The organism is Camelimonas lactis (genome assembly GCF_004342915.1).
Classification (GTDB): domain Bacteria; phylum Pseudomonadota; class Alphaproteobacteria; order Rhizobiales; family Beijerinckiaceae; genus Camelimonas; species Camelimonas lactis.
Genome location: NZ_SLWL01000008.1, coordinates 132848 through 149701 on the forward strand (window position 1 = coordinate 132848; position 16854 = coordinate 149701).

Annotated in this window: 13 protein-coding genes; 6 read left to right on the forward strand and 7 right to left on the reverse strand. The window is 64.9% G+C overall.

Translation table 11 applies throughout. The features are described from left to right. Nucleotides 1-111 precede the first annotated feature (111 nt). The 5 genes from EV666_RS10475 to EV666_RS10495 all read right to left on the reverse strand — a co-directional run bounded on the left by EV666_RS10475 (nt 112) and on the right by EV666_RS10495 (nt 6342). The gene (locus EV666_RS10475; RefSeq protein ID WP_132007192.1) at nt 112-879 is read right to left on the reverse strand and encodes an ABC transporter permease; all 768 of its coding nucleotides are present in this window, start codon (nt 877-879) and stop codon (nt 112-114) included. After that, nucleotides 872-1717, reverse strand: coding sequence for an ABC transporter ATP-binding protein (locus EV666_RS10480; RefSeq protein ID WP_245514353.1), 846 nt, complete (start codon nt 1715-1717; stop codon nt 872-874). Before EV666_RS10480 ends, EV666_RS10475 begins: the two co-directional genes overlap by 8 nt. Next, nucleotides 1714-2742 carry an ABC transporter substrate-binding protein gene (locus EV666_RS10485; RefSeq protein WP_165909970.1) on the reverse strand — a complete coding sequence of 343 codons (1029 nt, stop codon included), beginning with the start codon at nt 2740-2742 and terminating at the stop codon, nt 1714-1716. The genes EV666_RS10480 and EV666_RS10485 overlap by 4 nt, the downstream gene beginning before the upstream one ends. A 211-nt stretch (nt 2743-2953) precedes the next feature. Continuing rightward, nucleotides 2954-4606 carry an AMP-binding protein gene (locus EV666_RS10490; RefSeq protein ID WP_132007198.1) on the reverse strand — a complete coding sequence of 551 codons (1653 nt, stop codon included), beginning with the start codon at nt 4604-4606 and terminating at the stop codon, nt 2954-2956. A 47-nt stretch (nt 4607-4653) separates the two neighbouring features. Then, the gene (locus EV666_RS10495) at nt 4654-6342 is read right to left on the reverse strand and encodes a thiamine pyrophosphate-requiring protein (RefSeq protein ID WP_132007201.1); all 1689 of its coding nucleotides are present in this window, start codon (nt 6340-6342) and stop codon (nt 4654-4656) included. 788 nt (nt 6343-7130) lie between these two features. On the opposite strand from EV666_RS10495, the gene EV666_RS10500 reads away from it, so the two are divergent. Both EV666_RS10500 and ku (EV666_RS10505) read left to right on the forward strand, forming a co-directional pair. Further along, nucleotides 7131-7385 (forward strand): hypothetical protein, encoded by a 255-nt coding sequence (locus EV666_RS10500; protein WP_132007204.1) that lies wholly within the window; start codon nt 7131-7133, stop codon nt 7383-7385. 18 nt (nt 7386-7403) lie between these two features. After that, on the forward strand, nt 7404-8219 hold the full coding sequence (ku, locus tag EV666_RS10505; protein WP_132007207.1) for a non-homologous end joining protein Ku: 816 nt from the start codon (nt 7404-7406) through the stop codon (nt 8217-8219). Between the two features lie 106 nt (nt 8220-8325). Here ku (EV666_RS10505) and ligD read toward each other — a convergent pair whose 3' ends face one another. After that, the gene (gene ligD / locus EV666_RS10510; protein ID WP_132007210.1) at nt 8326-10989 is read right to left on the reverse strand and encodes a DNA ligase D; all 2664 of its coding nucleotides are present in this window, start codon (nt 10987-10989) and stop codon (nt 8326-8328) included. Next, a complete protein-coding gene (ku, locus tag EV666_RS10515; RefSeq protein WP_132007213.1) occupies nt 10990-11871 on the reverse strand; it encodes a non-homologous end joining protein Ku in 882 nt (293 codons plus the stop codon). 335 nt (nt 11872-12206) lie between these two features. Here ku (EV666_RS10515) and EV666_RS10520 point away from each other — a divergent pair, with 335 nt between their 5' ends. From EV666_RS10520 to nirD, 4 genes are all read left to right on the forward strand, one after another. Further along, nucleotides 12207-12626 (forward strand): DUF930 domain-containing protein, encoded by a 420-nt coding sequence (locus EV666_RS10520; protein ID WP_132007216.1) that lies wholly within the window; start codon nt 12207-12209, stop codon nt 12624-12626. A gap of 272 nt (nt 12627-12898) precedes the next feature. Then, the gene (locus tag EV666_RS10525) at nt 12899-13507 is read left to right on the forward strand and encodes an ANTAR domain-containing response regulator (RefSeq protein WP_132007219.1); all 609 of its coding nucleotides are present in this window, start codon (nt 12899-12901) and stop codon (nt 13505-13507) included. Between the two features lie 550 nt (nt 13508-14057). Next, nucleotides 14058-16508 carry a nitrite reductase large subunit NirB gene (gene nirB, locus EV666_RS10530; RefSeq protein WP_132007222.1) on the forward strand — a complete coding sequence of 817 codons (2451 nt, stop codon included), beginning with the start codon at nt 14058-14060 and terminating at the stop codon, nt 16506-16508. After that, a complete protein-coding gene (gene nirD / locus EV666_RS10535; RefSeq protein ID WP_132007225.1) occupies nt 16505-16837 on the forward strand; it encodes a nitrite reductase small subunit NirD in 333 nt (110 codons plus the stop codon). The genes nirB and nirD overlap by 4 nt, the downstream gene beginning before the upstream one ends. Nucleotides 16838-16854: the final 17 nt, after the last annotated feature.

The window sequence follows — 16854 nt, forward strand, 5'->3', positions numbered from 1 at the left end:
TGTTGTTGAATGTCACGGTGCGCGCCTGGCGCATGTTGTTGGTGAAGCAATCCCGGCGGCGGCGCGTGATGCACGTGGTGATCCTGTATCTGCTTCCGGCATGGGCCGGGATTACTGCCAGACGAGCAGCTTTTTCTCGATCCAGTTCATGGCGACGGTGATGGAGAGGCCGAGCAGGGCGAGCAGCAACAGCAGGGCCATGACGCCGTCCATGTCGAAGGTTGATTGCAAATAGGCCAGCACCTGGCCGAGCCCGTGCTCGGCGGCGATCAGCTCCGCGCCAACCACGCCGAGCAGGGCGTAGACCAGCCCGAGCCTGAGGCCCGAGAAGATCACCGGCACCGCCGACGGCAGCGTCACCTTGAAAAAGATCTGCCCCGGCGTTGCGCCCAACGCCCGCGACAGCACCAGATGGTCGCTGTTGACGCCGCGAATGCCCGCGACCGTCGCCGCCAGCACGATGAAAAAGGTCAGGCTGACGGCCACCGCGATCTTGGAGCCGATGCCAAGGCCGAACCAGAGCAGGAACAGCGGCACGAGGGCGATGCGCGGCATGGCGTTCAGCAGCGAGAGATAGGGCTCGCAGGCGCGGTGGAGCCCCGGCAGCATGGTGAACAGCAGGCCGGCCAGGATGGCGGTGAGGCTGCCGCCGACGAAGGCGATGGCGGCGGCGGCGAGGGTGTAGGACAGGTCGTTCCACAGGTTGCGGTCGGTGATGAAGCCGCGCCACAGATAGCTGGCGATGCCGGAGGGACGGCCAGCGAAGGTGGGGTCAATGACGCCGCGCGCGCCCAGGAACTCCCACAGGGCGACGAGCGCGACGATGAAGACGACGTGTCCAGGGACGCGAGCCCGGGTGATGCGGAACGGTTTACTCATGGGCGGCCGCCCCCTGTTCAAGCAGGCGCCAGAGTTTGGCGTAGAGATCGTGGAAGCGGTGATCGGTCTGCAGCTTGCGCACGTCGCGCGGGCGCGGCAGGTCGATGGCGACGTCGGCGACGATGCGTCCCGGGCGGGCGCTCATGACGATCACCCGGTCGGACAGTGCGATGGCTTCGGCGAGATCATGGGTGACGAACACGACGGTCTTGCGATGGGCTGACCACAGCTGCATCAGCAGGTCTTCGAGGGTCAGCTTGGTCTGGGCGTCGAGCGCGCCGAACGGCTCATCCATCAGCAGCACCGGGCTGTCGAGGGCGAAGGTCCGGGCAAGGGCGCAGCGCTGGCGCATGCCGTGCGACAGGGCCTTGGGGAACTTGTCGGCGAAATCACCAAGGCCGACCTGCTGCAGCAGGTCGCGCGCCCGGCTTTCGCGCTCGCGCCTTGGCAGGCCGCGCACCTCCATGCCGAAGGCGGCGTTGTCGAGCGCGGTGCGCCAGGGCAGCAGGCTGTCGCGCGCCAGCATGTAGGCGATGTCGGGGTTGCCTTCACGCGGCGGCCTGCCGAGGACGCGGACGTCGCCGTCCGCCTCCTCCTTCAGCAGCCCGGTCAGCAGGTTGAGAATGGTGGTCTTGCCACAGCCGCTTGGTCCGACCAGCGAGACGAACTCGCCCGGGGCCAGCGACAGGGAAACATTGTCGACGGCGAGCACGGCGTCCGCCGTGCCGGCGCCGAAACGCATGGTCAGGTCGCGGATGGCGATGGTTGGCGGCAGGTTCACGGCGGCAATATGCTCATGGGCCGGCGCCGTCTGGGCCAACCCCACGGGCCGGCTCATTGGCCGCCTCCGGCCAGCGCGGCCTCGTTGTAGACCAGCGTGTCGGTGTCGAACGGCTGCGGCAGCTGGCCCACAGTCGTGATGTTGGCGGCGATCTGCTTCAGGGCCGCCCGGGACAGACCCATTTTGAGGGAGGGCAGCACAGCTTTCAGCGAGGCCGCCAACACCTCATCACCGTGTGGTATATTCATCTTTGAATTTTGGCTGGCGATGGCGACGACTTCACCAAAGTTCGCCGGGTTCTGTATGAAAGTCTCCGCTTCATGGCCCGCCGCCAGAATGGCCCTGATCGTGGCTGGCGCACGCGCGATCATCTCCCCGGTGACAAGAAGCAGCGACGAGGCGCCGTTGGTTCCGGTGATTTCCTTCGGCCCGGTTGCCCGCGATCCCACATAAACCACCTTGCAGTCCTTGATGACCTCACAGATGGACGCTGAAGGCTCGAAGGTCATGCTGGCGTCAATCTGCTTCGATTTGAGCGCGCCATAGGACGTGTTGGGCGATCCAACCGCGACGAAGGTGTAGTCACCCGCCTTGAGGCCGGCGAGATTCGCCATCATGATGAACATCAGCTCGCCGGCGCCTCCCCGCACGGGCACGCCGATCTTCTTGCCCTTCAGGGCCTGCATCATCGGCTTGAAGTCCTGATCACCGTCAGGAACGTCAAGCTCGGGGCGGACAACGATCTGCAAGGGGGTTCGCTGCGAACCGGCGCCGATGGCCTTGAAATCCGCGCCTTTGGCGGCCGCGTTGATTGTGACTTCCGGCGAGGCGAACGCCACGTCGATGTTCTTCGCCAGCATGGCCTGAATGCCAAGCGGCACGGTCGGAATTGGCTGCATCTGGCAGCGAATTCCATGCTTCGCGCAAAAGCCCTTCGCGGCCGCGACCCGGTACAGCAGGTTGCCGAGGCCAGGGTAATCCTGAATCCGGACCACGGTTTCGGTTGCGGCTGGGGTATTCCCCTCCTGGGCGCCGGCGCCGGTCACGGTCATTGCCGCCGCCAGCACCGCTCCGGTTATCATCCGTTTCCTCATCGTTTCCCCCTGACGTCATGTTTTGCCTCCGGCCGGACGAGCGGACTCAACCCAGCCAGGCAGCGGCCTCCGCCGCCGCCAATGCGCTCCGGCGAAACAGGCGAAGAAGCGGTGGCCGGCGCCAAAATGCTCCGGGCGATCGGGCGTTGATGGGAAGGCGTATCGAATCCGGCCTTACCGTGGCGCATGCCCGTTGTCCTTATGCAGGGATGGCCTGGGCGGCAGCCTTACGGGCCCAGCCATAATCGGCCTTGCCGGCCGGGCTGCGGACCACGGCTGCGACGCGGATGATCGCCTTTGGCAGCTTGTAACCGGCAAGTCGCCTGCGGGCGCCCGCGAGCAACTCCTCGTCCGACGCATCCTGCCCGGGCGCCAGCTCGACAATGGCGACCACTTCCTGACCCCAGCGTTCGCTCGGCCGTCCGACAACAACCACATCCCGGATGGCGGCGTTGTCAGCCAGCGCATCCTCGACCTCCTCGGCGAAAATCTTCTCTCCGCCGGAGTTGATCGTCACCGATTCACGGCCGAGAAGCTCGATCATCCCGTCCGCGAGACACCGCGCGCGGTCACCGGCCAAAACCATGCGCACGCCATCAATCGTGGGAAACGTCCGCGCGGTCTTGTCCGGGTCCCCGAGATAGCCAAACGGAATGAACCCATGCCTGGCCAGCCAGCCTGTTTCCGGGCTGTCCGGCTCCAGAATGCGGCTGTGATCATCGGCCACCACGCAGGCGCCAGGCGCCGGGGCAAAAACGCCGGAGGTCGCCGGGGCCTGACTGTCGCTCTGATTTGAAAGTTGCGAACCTGTTTCCGACGAGCCCGCCACGTCACCGATAACGGCGTGGGGCAGGAGGCGCAGGATGCGGTCCTTGACCGACGCGCTCGTCACGGCGCCGCCGACGCCGATACGCTGTAACGAGCCGCCATCATAGCCGCCGCGTTCGTATGCGTCGCACATGGGGGTGGCGAAGGCGTTGCCGACCAGGTTCACGAACTGCACGCGTTCCTTGTCGATGATCCGCCACACTGAATCGGGATCGAGCCGGTCGACGACATCGGGGAACACCATGAGGCTGCCGGTCATGAAGGCGGCCATCGCCATCCACTGGGCGGCGGCGTGCATCAGTGGCGGCAGCGGCAGCAACACGCGCCGGTCGGCCGCCGCGAGCATCGCCACCGCATCGGCGAGCGATGGCGCATTGAAAATGCCCTCGGGAAGCCCCCCCGCCAGGGCGCCTTCAATGATATTGCCCTGGGACCACAGGACGCCTTTCGGCATCCCTGTGGTGCCGCCCGTATAGACCACATAGAGGTCGTCAGGGTCCGGCGTCGCGGCCGGGCGGGCAGGGCTTGATGCAGCAAGCGCTTCCTCATAGTCGAGGGCGCCAGGAAGCAGCGCGTTGCCCGAGTCGTCCGCCACCTGCAGCAGAAGTTTTGGCGCCTCACGCAAGGATCCAAGCGCCTGCTGGAGAACCGGCGCGAACCGCGCGTGGTAAATAATTGCCTTCGTCGCGGCGTCGTTCAGCAGATAGGCGAGTTCAGCTTCGACATACCGGTAGTTGACGTTGAAGGAGGCCGCGCGCGCGGTTGCCGCGCCGAGCATGCCTTCAACGTACTCATTGCCGTTGTACAGGTATAGCGCCACATGATCCTGCCCGGATTCCCAGGGGCGCAGTTCCGCGCGCGGCCGCTGTATGGTGACGCCGTGCGACAGCAGCAGGTTCGCCAGGCGATTGACGCGTGCGGCCACATCGCCGTAGCTCAGCCGCAGGTTCCGGAAAACGATGCAGTCGCGCTCCGGCATTTCCGCCGCGACGGCGGCAAACAGTTCAGCGTAGTTGTAGCGCATAAGGGTTTCCTCGCGGCGCAGGCAAGAAACAGGGATATCCCGGGAGATCAGATGCAGCGGACGTCGACCAGCGCCTGACGCCGCTCTTCCCGGACAACGCGAAGCGCTTCGGCCAGAGCGCTTTTGAGTTCGCTGCGCTGACGCACGGTCACGCCGTGGCCGCCGGAGGCGATGCAATAAGCCGCGAAGTCTGGCGATGGCGCGAGATTGGAAAAGCGGTCTTCGGCTTCAGCCCTGCCGTCGGGATAGACAAGCTGCGTCGCCAGATCCACGGCCCACCAGTGGCTGTTATTGGCCAGAACAGTCAGCACGGGCAGATCGTGCTTGGCGGACGCGTGGTGGCACGCCGCCGGATTGGCGAACATGTAGGCGCCGTCGCCGAGCGTCGCGATAACGGTCCGCTCCGGCGCCGCATATTTGGCGCCGAGAGCCGCGGGAAGCCCCCATCCCAGGCCGCCGGAGGCAGGCAGAAAGTAATAGGTCCCCGGCGCCGTGCGGTTCAGTAGTTCAGGCGTCGCCACGTATTCGTTGAAGACAATGTCGTCTTCCCTGAGTAATTCGCCAAGGAAGGCGGAGATGGTCGCCCGGGTGATCGGCGCGTCCGGCGCGGCGTCCGTCTCAGTTTTCCGCTGGGTTTCCACCGTCTGCCGGTGCGCGCCGGCCATCGCGCGGATACGCTCTGACCGCGCCGGGTCAATATTGCCGGCGCGTTTCTCCAGGGCCGCGATCAGTTCTGTCAGGAATGCTCCCGGCGTGGCGCCAATATTGAGATCGGAACGATGTGATCTGACCGGATACGCGCAGAACAGGGGATCAACGCCGACCTGGGCAATGAACATATCCTGTGACGGTTTTGCCCACGCCTCTATCCAGGGAACGTCGGACTCGAGAAAAACGACAACGTCGGCCTGGTTCAGAACCGTGGTCACGTCCGATCCCACCCGGTGCGGATGATTGGAAGGAATATTCAGATAGCGGGCCCACGGATCGGCGACCCCAATCCCAAACCGGGTGCAACACGTTGCCAGCAGATCGACGGATTCCCGCTCGGCGCCGCTTGCCGTGGTGACAAAAACCGGAAGCCTGGCGGATGCGAGCCGGTCCGCCAGCAGCGCAATGGCCGCGGGATCAGGCTGTACAATCGCCGGAACGGGGGTGCGCGGCGGTCTGCCTGGCGCTATTTCCGCCGGTTCAGCCAGGACTTCGCGCGGCAACGACAGATAAACCGGGCCCCGGGGGTGGGCGGATGCAAGGCTGATGGCCCGATCCACCACAGCGTCCACCTGGCGCGGATCGCGCAACTCATAGTCCCATTTGACAAATTCCCGAACCAGGCCAGCCTGGTCAAACATTTCCTGGGACCAGTGAATGGGCAGATCGCGCGCGCCGGTCGCGCCGCTCTCGAGAATTGGCGAGCGACCGGCGGTGACAAGCAGCGGAATCCGGTCACGCGCGGCGTTGGCCACCGCGCAGGCGGCGTTGGCGGTGCCGACATTGACATGGAGCATGATCGCCTGCGGCCGGCCCGACATGAGGGCGGCGCCATGCGCCATCCCGCCAGCCAGGTTCTCATGCGCGCAGATCACCGGCCTGGGCAGAGCTGGTCCGCCGGCTTTGCTGTTGGCGGCGTAGGCTTCGACGATCGGCGCAAAGTCCGTTCCCGCGTTGACAAAGATCGAGTCTATTCCGTGCCCGGCCAGGGCGGATAAATAACGGGCGGCAGCGGTCGTCGACATAGGCGTTCCCCTGACTGTGCTGTTTTATTTACGCACCAAGCTTTGGCATGGCGCGGAATAGCGAAAAACTTGTATTTCTGCGTAATTCATTTTTATTTATATATTTGCGAGAGGTAATTTTTTATAATTATGCGCCTCGATACAATGAGGGATGATGCAGATTGTGAGTGATTATTACGTCTTGCAACTCATTTGATTGAGTTGAATTCATGATAAATTATAGCGTATAGCAAATAACGCGCGCCATTATTCTGAGTGACATGGGAATGCAACCTGAAATTTCTTTGGGCCGATTTCAGGTTATCTGCAATCTTTCATGTTAATTGCCTGCTTTCATCCCCTGAACGTAATCTAAATTGCAGCGGATACCTTGGCCGGTTGATCTGCCGGCCGGGTGATGGCGACGACGTCTTGCTCTGGATGGAACATTTCAACGTCCCGGCAGCCATGTCAATCATAAAATGAATATCGAGTCGAAATTCATTTTATGGCCGGCGCCCCTGCCTGGTCAGCAGGCGCTGGCCTGCTTCCAGGTGAAGCCCGGGAGCCGCCTGCGCGTCCTGCCCGCCATATCCAGATGTCCATCAGTTCATCGTTATGGGGCGCGATGATCCAGGCATGACGCGAGCCGGGGCTTGTGATTTGGCCCGCCCACGCGGTCGGTGTGGCCCCTCACAGGAAGGGGGCGCCTGAGGTCGCGCCAGGCCGCCGACAGGAGCGCGGGAACAGTTGCGCCTCCGCCGTGTTGGTATCAGGAGAAATCAGCACGACGAAGGAGGCGGATCGCCATGATGACATGCGACCAGTGCGGCAACCATTACGACAAGACCTTCCGGGTCGCGATGGCGGGCCGTGAATACCATTTCGACTGCTTTGAGTGCGCAATCACCAAACTCGCGCCGGTTTGCGCCCATTGTGACTGCCGGGTGATCGGCCACGGCGTTGAACAGGGAGACGTGATTTACTGCTGCGCCCATTGCGCCAGCGCCAGCGGCGTCACCGGCCTTGCCGACAGGCCGCCGGAGGAGGCGCGATCGCACTGATCGCCCGGGGAGTGGGGCATGGCCCAGCGCGCGTTCTGGAAGGGATATCTGAAGCTCTCGCTCGTCACGTGTCGCGTGGCGATGACGCCGGCGACGAGCGATCGCGAAAAGGTGCGGTTTCACACCCTCAACGCCCGCACAGGCAATCGCCTTGTCAGCCGCTATGTGGACGCGGTTACCGGGAAACCTGTCGACCCGGAGGACGAAGCGCGCGGCTACCCCCGGGGCGAGGACGACCATGTTCTGATCGGGGACGACGAACTCGACGCCGTCGCGCTGGAAAGCACCCACACCATCGACGTGGACGCCTTCGTGCCGGCCGACAGCATTGGCTGGCTCTGGTATGACCGCCCGCACTATCTGCTGCCCGATGACGCCGTGGGCGAGGAAGCCTTTTCCGTGATCCGGGAAGCGATGCAATCAACCGGGATGGTCGGCGTTTCGCGCCTTGTTCTCTATCGCCGCGAGCGGGCGGTGATGCTGGAGCCGCGCGACCAGGGCATCGTGCTGTGGACATTGCGCTACGGCGATGAGGTGCGTGACGCCAGCGACTACTTTGCCGGTCTGGATGAGGACCGGCCCGACCCGGAGCTGATGAAACTGGTGCTGCGGCTGATCGACGAGCGCACCCGGCCCTGGGACCCGGACATGGTCCACGATCCGGTGCAGGAGCGGCTGCTCGATCTGATTGAAACGCGCAGGAAAGGCCGAAAACGGCCCACCAGAACGCCCGAGCCGGCGGAGGAGCCGGCGTCCAACGTCGTCAGCATCATGGATGCGCTGCGACGCAGCATCGCCTCGGAAAGCGCCTCACGGAGGAAATCCCGTAAATAGCATGCCTCCCGTCCCCGCGCAGGGCAAATGCAGCCTGGAGGGCTGTCGCTTGCCGGTCAATCGCGCGCCCTGATGTCTGGGGTGCGGAACTGCAGCCCGCCTGGTTTCAGGCCCGCTTCGCTTTTGCCCCGGCTCCGCCGGTCCGGCCTTTCACCTCCAGCGGCGCCGCGGCGGCGCGAAAATCCGCCCAGGGATCACTGGCGAGCGCCGCCAGCCGTGTCGGGATATTGGTGACGGTGAAGTAGGCCGGCCCAATCTCCGGGCCCAGTTCACTCCACGCCAGCGGCGCCGAGACCGGCGCGCCTGGCCGGGCGCGCGTCGACCAGGCGGCGACCGCCGTGGCTCCGCGCTGGTTGCGCAAATAGTCGATCAGGATTTTGCCGCGCCGTTTCGATTTGGTGATGGTGGCGACGTAGAGATCCGGGCTGTCGGCGGCCATGGCTTCGGCGAGGGCTTTCGTGAAGGCTTTCACCGCCGGCCATTTCGCCGCCGGTTGCAATGGCGCAGCGACATGCAGGCCCTTGCCGCCGGAGGTTTTGACGAACGGCGATAGCCCCGCGTCGCGCAGGCGCTGCCGCACCTCCTGGGCGGCGTCTATCACCGCCTGCCAGGCGACGCCTTCTCCCGGATCGAGGTCCATGACGATCATGTCTGGCCGCTCCCAGTCCGCGACGGTGGAGCCCCACGGGTGAATCTCCAGGGCGGCCGACTGCACCAGCCCCATCAGCCCGTCCAGATCGTTGATGCTGATCAGCGGCGCGTCGCCGGTTTCCTGCGGATCGTGAATCAGGGCGACCTTGGGATTGAGCCCCTTCCACGCGTGTTTCTGGAAGAATTTCTCGCCAGTAATCCCGTTGGGGCATCGCAACAGCGCAAGCGGCCGCCCCACCACGAGCGGCGCCATGCGCCGCCAGACTTCGGCGTAGTAATCGGCCAGGCCTTCCTTGGTGACGCCCTCGTCCGGCCAGTACAGACGGTCCGGGTGGGTGAGCCGGACGACGCGGCGCTGGGGCGGCGGCTCCAGGGCGCCGGCATTCTGGCCCCCTGCATCCTGGTCGTCCCCGTTCCGGGCTCCGGTGCGTTTGTCTGACGCCTTGCGCCCGGCTTCCGGTGTTTCCCGCACGATGTCGCGGGCCGCCTTGTCCTCGCGCAGGCCCCGGAAAGCGGCGTGCCGCAGATGGCCATCCGCGGTCCAGGCCCGGAATTCGACTTCCGCCACCAGTTCCGGCCGGACGAAGGTGACCTGCCGGCGCTCCGTCGCGGTGAGCAGCCCGTCGAATGGGCTCCTGTCCGCGCGCAGCGCCTGCAACCGGCTGAACAGCTGTTCCGCCATGGCGGCGCTGAAGCCGGTTCCCACCCGGCCCACATGGTGCAACGCATCGCCCTCGTAAACGCCAAGCACCAGCGAGCCGATGGCCTTGCGCGCCACGGAGGAGGGGGTGTAGCCGCCGATGACGAACTCCTGCCGCGCCGAGCATTTCGATTTGATCCAGGTTCGCCCGCGGCCGCCGCGCCAGGGGGCGTCGCGCTGTTTGGAGACAACGCCTTCGAGGCTGAGGCGGCAGGCGTGGCGCAGCACCAGCTCGCCGCTTGCGTCGAAATGGCCGCTGTAGCGGATGACGCCGTCCGCCGCAGCCACCAGCTGCTCCAGCTGCTGCTTGCGCTGGATGAGCGGAACGCGGGTGAGATCATGGCCGTCGAGATAGAGCAGATCGAAAACGTAATAGACGAAGCGATCGGTGCGGCCAGCGCTGAGGTCGGCCTGCAGCGCGGAGAAATCCGAGGCGCCGGCCCCGTTTTCCACCACCAGTTCGCCGTCGATGATCGCCGTGTCGACGGGCAGGGCCGCGAGGGCGTGGGGAATGCGGTCGCCGAACTTCGCTGTCCAGTCGAGGCCGCCGCGCGTCAGCAGGCGGATTTTTCCGTCCTGGACATGGGTTTGCAACCGGTAGCCATCGAATTTGATTTCGTGCAGCCACTGCTTGCCGGCGGGCGGCGCGGCGGCCAGCGTCGCCAGCGTCGGCTCCAGAAAGTCCGGCATCGCCGCCTTGCGCGCGCCTTTGAGCGTCGTCCCGGGCGCCGCGGCAGCGGCGCCGGCTGGATGGTCCGTCGCCGGTTTGGCGGGCTTTGAGGCCCTGGCTTTTGGCTGGGTGTCCTTGCCATTGCTCCTGTCGATGCGCCCGGTTCTGGACGACCAGCCTGGCGTTTCACCGGCGACCGCGGCGATGTCCCGGCCGGTTTTCACCGAGGCTGGCGCTTCTTCCAGAATGTCAGCGGCGTCTTCGGGGCGCGCCCATTCATCGTCGCCCTTGATCAGCAGCCAGTTTTCCCGCTTCTCCCCCGGCTTGCCCCGCATCCGCACCAGATGCCAGCGTCCATGCAGCTTTTCGCCGTCCAGCTCGAAATCCAGATGTCCCTTGGCGTAACCCTTGTGGGCGTCGCCGATGGGCTTCCAGTCGCCGCGATCCCAGACGATCACCGCGCCGCCGCCATACTCGCCTTTCGGGATTGTGCCTTCGAAATCGCCATATTCGAGCGGGTGATCCTCCACATGCACGGCAAGGCGTTTTTCCCCCGCCACCAGGCTGGGACCTTTGGTGACGGCCCAGCTTTTCAGCACGCCGTCCATCTCCAGGCGGAAATCATAATGCAGACGGGTGGCGTCATGTTTCTGGACGACGAAATGCGCGCCCTGCTTCTGCGCCTTGCGTCCGCGCGGCTCGCTGGTGCGGCTGAAGTTCCGCTTTTGCCGGTAGGTTTCGAGCGCCATCTAGCCAGCCTTTCTGCGGGAGGCCGCTGTCCGCGCGGCGGATTTTCCAGCCCTGTCCGGGCCGGATCTGGTTTTGCCCGCCGCGCGGCCAGATGGCCGGGGCGCGCCCATGGCCGCCGCGCTCTCACGCAGGGCGGCCATCAGATCGACCACCTTCGTGGGCTTGGGCGGCTTGCGCGCCGCAATCTTGCGGCCCTCCAGCTTCGCCTTCACCAGATCAGCCAGCGCCGCCTCATAGCGATCCTCGAAGGTGGACGGATCAAACGTTCCGGTTTTCATGCGGATGATATGTCCGGCAAGCTCCAGCATCTCGTCCTTGATCTTCATATCCGGGATATCGCTGAAGGCTGCCGCCGCCGGGCGCACCTCGTAATCGAAATTCAACGTCGTCGCGACGAGGCCTTCGCCGGCGGCGCGGATCAGCAGGATGCGCACGCGGCGAAACAGCACGGCCTGGCCAATGGCCACGGTTTTCGTCTTGCGCAGGCCGTCGCGGATCAGGGCGTAGGGCTCCTGGGCGGCGCGGTCTGAAGGCGCAAGGTAATATGGCCTGTCGAAATAAACGTCGTCGATGTCCGCGCAGGGGACGAATGCGGCAACGCTGATCGTCTTGTCGCTGGCCGGCGTGGCGCTGGCGACTTCCTCCGGCGTCAGGACGACGTAATCGCCCTGGGCAAGCTCGTAGCCCTTGACCTGGTCGTCGCGCTCCACCGGCCGGCCGGTGACGCCGTCGACGAACTGGCGATGCACCCGGTGACCGGTGGCCCGGTTTATCGTGTGAAAGGCGATGCGCTCCGATGTCGAAGCGGCGGTGAACAACGCCACCGGGCAACTGACCTCGGCGATCTTCAGCACCCCTTTCCAGTTCGCCCTGGGCGCCATTGCCAAGCCCCTGTCTGCGCCGCTTCCAAACTGCTTGCCGTGAACAGGTACGGGCGCGGGCCGCGGCGCGTGGCCCGCATCAGGGTTCAACGCGGTGCAGCCGGGGGTGTTCCACCGGCAACCGGAAGCGGCGTTAGCCAGGTTCGCCGACGCCCGGCTGGAGCAAAGGGGAGCCTGGCTGGAAAAAGGGACGCGTCGTCAGGGGCGAACGGTGATATTGTTGTGGAAGCCAGCGCCGGTCATGGCCCGCCTTTCCACCGTTGACGGCGCGGGGACTGTTACACATTGTAACAGAAAGTTGACAGCCCGCCGCCCCACGTGTTGAACCTCCCGGAATGATGATGCGAAGCGTTCTGTCCCCCCGGGTTTTCATCTCGATGGCCAGCCTTGGCCTTGCGCTGCAATACGGTCATGCGCACGCATATGAAACCAGCCTGCGGCCCCAGTTCGAGCGGCTTGAGCCCGATACCCGCCTTGAGGAAGTCTGCGACACGGAAGTTGCCCTGAGGCTTAATCGCGAGCAGCGGGGACTGGCCGTCGACAAGGTGGTGTCTTACACGTTCAGGCAGGTCATTCAGGAAAGAAACAACAAGATCGTCGCCAATGGCGCGGCGTTTCGCAGTCGCGGCAAGTGGTTCCACCTGAAGTTCGAATGCCAGACGGGCCCAAAGCATATGGACGTTCATATGTTGACCTATACGGCGGGGGCGGAAATTCCACGGTCCCAGTGGGCGCGTCACTACCTCTACGATTGAATATATCTGCGTCGCCTGGGATAGAATGCGGTCCGCCAGCCAGGCCGCTTACCGCAAGGCGTCCCGTGGGCCTGGGCGGGGTAGCCATTGCCCGGGGGCCAGGATGGAAGAGCCCGGCTCACCGACCCGCCCGTGCTGGACGCCACGACCTGGCGGCGCCGGCCAAACATGCGCCGCCTTTGAAAAGCGGGCGCCGCTCCGCTGGCGGGGCGCGCGCGGTTGGCATGGTTGTTGCTTCATGATGTGCGTGAAACGCAATCATACGGCTTCCCATGCGCGAAAGAACGCCAGAACAGCAATCCAGGCTCCGCGTCGCCATCGTGGAGGCGAACAGCGTCCGGGCTGCGATTATCGTCGGCGGCCTGCATGATGCCGGGATTGTCGACGCCCATGTCATCTCCGGATCAGGCCAGCTGCTCCGCAGCCTGGCCGATCTGGAGCCGGACGTGGTCGTCATCGGCCTTGAAAATCCCGGCCGCGATGTGCTCACGCAGATGTTCCGCATATCCCGGCTCATTGCCCGACCCGTCGTCATGTTCGTGGATAACCCGGATAGCGACATGACCGGCGCGGCGGCGGAAGCGGGAGTGTCCGCCTATGTGGTGGATGGTCTGCGCCGGGAGCGGATCAGGGCGATTGTCCATATGGCGGTGAGCCGGTTTGAGGTTTTTGACCGCCTGCAGCGCGAGCGTGACGCGGCTTGCGATGCGCTTGCCGCCCGCAAGATCGTTGATCGCGCCAAGGGCATGCTGATGCAGGGCCGGCAGATGACGGAGGCGGAAGCCTATGCGCTGCTGCGCCGCACAGCGATGAACGAAAAGCGCAAGCTTGTCGACGTCGCCCAGAGCCTGGTTACAGCAGCGTCGCTGATCGCGAAGTAACGTCAGCCGGCATTGACCGGTCGTCAACGATTTTGAGCGGCCAGATATAAGGTTCTCAGGTATAGTTGCGTGGCGCGCAGGTTTTGTTGTTGCCTGAGGCCATCGGCTGCGCCAGTTCCGTCAGGCGCTTTCGCGCCCAACATCGGCGCGCCGCGCCATAACCGCGCAATATCTTCCAGCGATAAAGAAACCCGCATATCCGTCACGCGGCCGTGACCTGGGCGGCAAAGCGCTGGCCCCTTGCCCTGAATTCGGGCGCCTCGCTGATGATATGTTGCTCACGGCGCCCAGACTATCCCCTTGAGCGCAATCCATTGCTTCCATATCGTCAAGTACACGACGGGTCCATGACAATGAGGTCATCCGGTCCCGGGCTGCTCCGCCAGATCTGGCGGGCGCAGCATAGTCTACTGACACTGCAAAACGACAACGGCGTCGCACGAACAACCCCGATCCATTTGCGATCTCCGGGTGTGTTCTCGCGGCGTTTTGCGTGTTTTGCATCGAATATTCGCCAGATCACCCATCTGCGCGGAAGGGAGGCCAGAGGATGCCCCGAAAGCTTGTTGTGATCGGCAATGGCATGGCGGCCGGCCGCGTGCTGGATGAGCTGCTGGCGCGTGATCCGGATGCGTATTCGGTGACGGTTTTTGGCGCGGAGCCGCGCGTCAACTATAACCGCATCATGCTCTCGCCAGTATTGGCTGGCGAGAAGGCCTATGAAGATATCCTGATCCATGACGACGCCTGGTATGCGGCCAATCGCATTGACCTGCGGCGCGGCGTCGCCGTTACCCACATTGACCGTGAGGCGAAGCAGGTCACCGGCGCCGATGGCTCGGTCACCAGTTACGACGCCCTGCTGCTGGCGACCGGATCTTCTCCCTTTGTCCTGCCGGTTCCGGGCGCGGACTTGCCAGGCGTGGTGAGTTTTCGTGACCTTGACGACGTGGACGCGATGCTGGCGGCCGCGCGCAGGGGTGGCCGCGCCGTGGTCATCGGCGGCGGTCTGCTCGGTCTGGAAGCCGCGGCCGGCCTGGCGGCCCGGGGCATGGACGTCACCGTTGTGCACCTCATGCCAACCCTGATGGAGCGCCAGCTCGACCCCTCGGCGGGCTACCTGCTGCAGCGGGCCATGGAGCAGCGGGGCGTGACCATCCGGAGCCGGGCCAACACCCACGCCATTCTTGGCGATACGCATGTCACGGGCGTCAGGCTGGATGACGGAGAGGAACTGCCGGCGGATCTGGTGGTGATGGCGATCGGCATCCGGCCAAACGCCGCGCTGGCGCGCGCGGCTGGCCTTGAGGTCAATCGCGGCGTGCTGGTTGGCGACGACATGCGCACCAGCGATCCCGATATCTTTTCAGTCGGTGAGTGCGTTGAACATGGCGGCGTCTGCTATGGCCTTGTCGCGCCCCTGTACGACATGGCGAAGGTCGCGGCGGCGCGCCTCGACGGCGACGCGACAGCGATGTTCACGGGGACGCTCACGGCCACGCGTCTCAAGGTCACGGGCGTCGACCTGTTCTCCGCCGGAGATTTCGGCGAGGGCGACGACCGCCAGGAAGTGGTGCTGCGCGACGTGGCCAGGGGCGTTTACAAGCGCGTCGTGCTGAAGGAGGACCGGGTGGTCGGCGTGGTGCTTTACGGCGACACGGCTGACGGTTCGTGGTTCTTTGATCTGCTGCGCCGGGGAACCGACGTGTCGCAGATGCGCGATACGCTGATCCATGGCCAGTCGTTCGCGACCGGCGCCCCGCAGGACCCGGCGGCGGCCGTCGCGGCCCTGCCGGACGATGCGGAGATTTGCGGTTGTAACGGGGTCTGCAAGGGGAAGATCGTCCAGACGATTGCCGGGGAAGGGCTCTCTTCCCTGGCGGAGGTGCGGGCCCATACCAAGGCCTCGGCCTCATGCGGGGCCTGCACCGGTCTTGTCGAGCAACTGATGTCGCTGACGCTCGGCGCGGCGTTCGCCCCCGCCACCGTGGAGCCCATGTGCGGCTGCACCGATCTCGGCCACGATGACGTGCGCCGGCTGATCCGGGCGGGGGAACTGAAGTCCATTCCGGCGGTGATGCAGGAGCTCGGCTGGAAGACATCCGGCGGCTGCGCCCGATGCCGCCCCGCGCTCAATTATTATCTGCTGTGTGACTGGCCTGAGGAATACGCGGACGACGCGCGCTCCCGTTACGTCAACGAGCGTGTCCACGCCAATATCCAGAAGGATGGCACCTATTCGGTCGTGCCGCGCATGTGGGGCGGCCTCACCAATCCGCGTGAGTTGCGCGCCATCGCCGACGTGGCGGAGCGCTACGACATTCCGGCGGTGAAGGTGACGGGCGGGCAACGCATCGATCTTCTCGGCGTGCGCAAGGAAGACCTGCCGGCGGTCTGGGCCGATCTCAACCGGGCGGGCATGGTTTCCGGCCACGCCTACGCCAAGGGCCTGCGCACGGTGAAAACCTGCGTTGGCTCGGACTGGTGTCGCTTCGGAACCCAGGACTCGACGGGTCTGGGCGTGCGGATCGAGAAGTTCATGTGGGGCTCGTGGACGCCAGCCAAGGTGAAGATGGGCGTCTCCGGCTGTCCGCGCAACTGCGCCGAGGCGACCTGCAAGGACGTGGGCGTGATCTGCGTCGACTCCGGTTTCGAGATCCACTTCGCCGGCGCCGCCGGCCTGCACATCAGGGGCACGCAACTGCTGACCCGCACCGCCACCGAGGATGAGTGCATCGAGGTCATCGCCGCGCTCACCCAGCTGTATCGCGAGCAGGGGCGCTACCTGGAGCGCATGTACAAATGGGCCGACCGCACTGGCGTCGATGTTATCCGCGCGGCCGTCGTCGATGACGCGGACAGGCGCAGGTCGCTTTTCGAACGCTTCGTCATCTCGCAACGCAAGGCGCAGGTCGATCCCTGGGCGGAGCGGGTCGAGGGACACGACGCGCATGAATTCACCCCGATGGCCAATCTGAAACTGCTGGAGGCGGCGGAATGACCGAATGGATTGATGTGGGCCTGGTCACGGACATTCCGGTTCAGGGGTCCCGGGTTGTGGCGGCGCCAGCGGGCGACATCGCGGTTTTTCGCACGGCGGATGGATCAGTCTTCGCCCTGCGCGACCGCTGTCCGCACAAGGGCGGCCCGCTGTCGGAGGGCATGGTCCACGGCCACGCCGTAACGTGCCCCCTCCACAACTGGGTCATCAGCCTGGAAACCGGCCAGGCCCAGGGCGCCGATCATGGCTGCGCCGGGAAAATCCCCGTGAGGATCGAAGGCGAACGGGTGCTGCTCGCCGCCTCGGCCCTCCAGCGCTACGCGGCCTGACCAACTGACAGATCAAC

Coding starts and splice junctions, on each gene's coding strand:
- EV666_RS10495 (WP_132007201.1), bottom strand. CDS start 6,342: ATGTCGACGACCGCTGCCGCCCGTTATTTATCCGCCCTGGCCGGGCAC.
- EV666_RS10490 (WP_132007198.1), bottom strand. CDS start 4,606: ATGCGCTACAACTACGCTGAACTGTTTGCCGCCGTCGCGGCGGAAATG.
- ku (WP_132007207.1), top strand. CDS start 7,404: ATGGCCCAGCGCGCGTTCTGGAAGGGATATCTGAAGCTCTCGCTCGTC.
- nirD (WP_132007225.1), top strand. CDS start 16,505: ATGACCGAATGGATTGATGTGGGCCTGGTCACGGACATTCCGGTTCAG.
- nirB (WP_132007222.1), top strand. CDS start 14,058: ATGCCCCGAAAGCTTGTTGTGATCGGCAATGGCATGGCGGCCGGCCGC.
- EV666_RS10480 (WP_245514353.1), bottom strand. CDS start 1,717: ATGAGCCGGCCCGTGGGGTTGGCCCAGACGGCGCCGGCCCATGAGCAT.
- EV666_RS10475 (WP_132007192.1), bottom strand. CDS start 879: ATGAGTAAACCGTTCCGCATCACCCGGGCTCGCGTCCCTGGACACGTC.
- ku (WP_132007213.1), bottom strand. CDS start 11,871: ATGGCGCCCAGGGCGAACTGGAAAGGGGTGCTGAAGATCGCCGAGGTC.
- EV666_RS10520 (WP_132007216.1), top strand. CDS start 12,207: ATGATGATGCGAAGCGTTCTGTCCCCCCGGGTTTTCATCTCGATGGCC.
- EV666_RS10500 (WP_132007204.1), top strand. CDS start 7,131: ATGATGACATGCGACCAGTGCGGCAACCATTACGACAAGACCTTCCGG.
- EV666_RS10525 (WP_132007219.1), top strand. CDS start 12,899: ATGCGCGAAAGAACGCCAGAACAGCAATCCAGGCTCCGCGTCGCCATC.
- ligD (WP_132007210.1), bottom strand. CDS start 10,989: ATGGCGCTCGAAACCTACCGGCAAAAGCGGAACTTCAGCCGCACCAGC.
- EV666_RS10485 (WP_165909970.1), bottom strand. CDS start 2,742: ATGATAACCGGAGCGGTGCTGGCGGCGGCAATGACCGTGACCGGCGCC.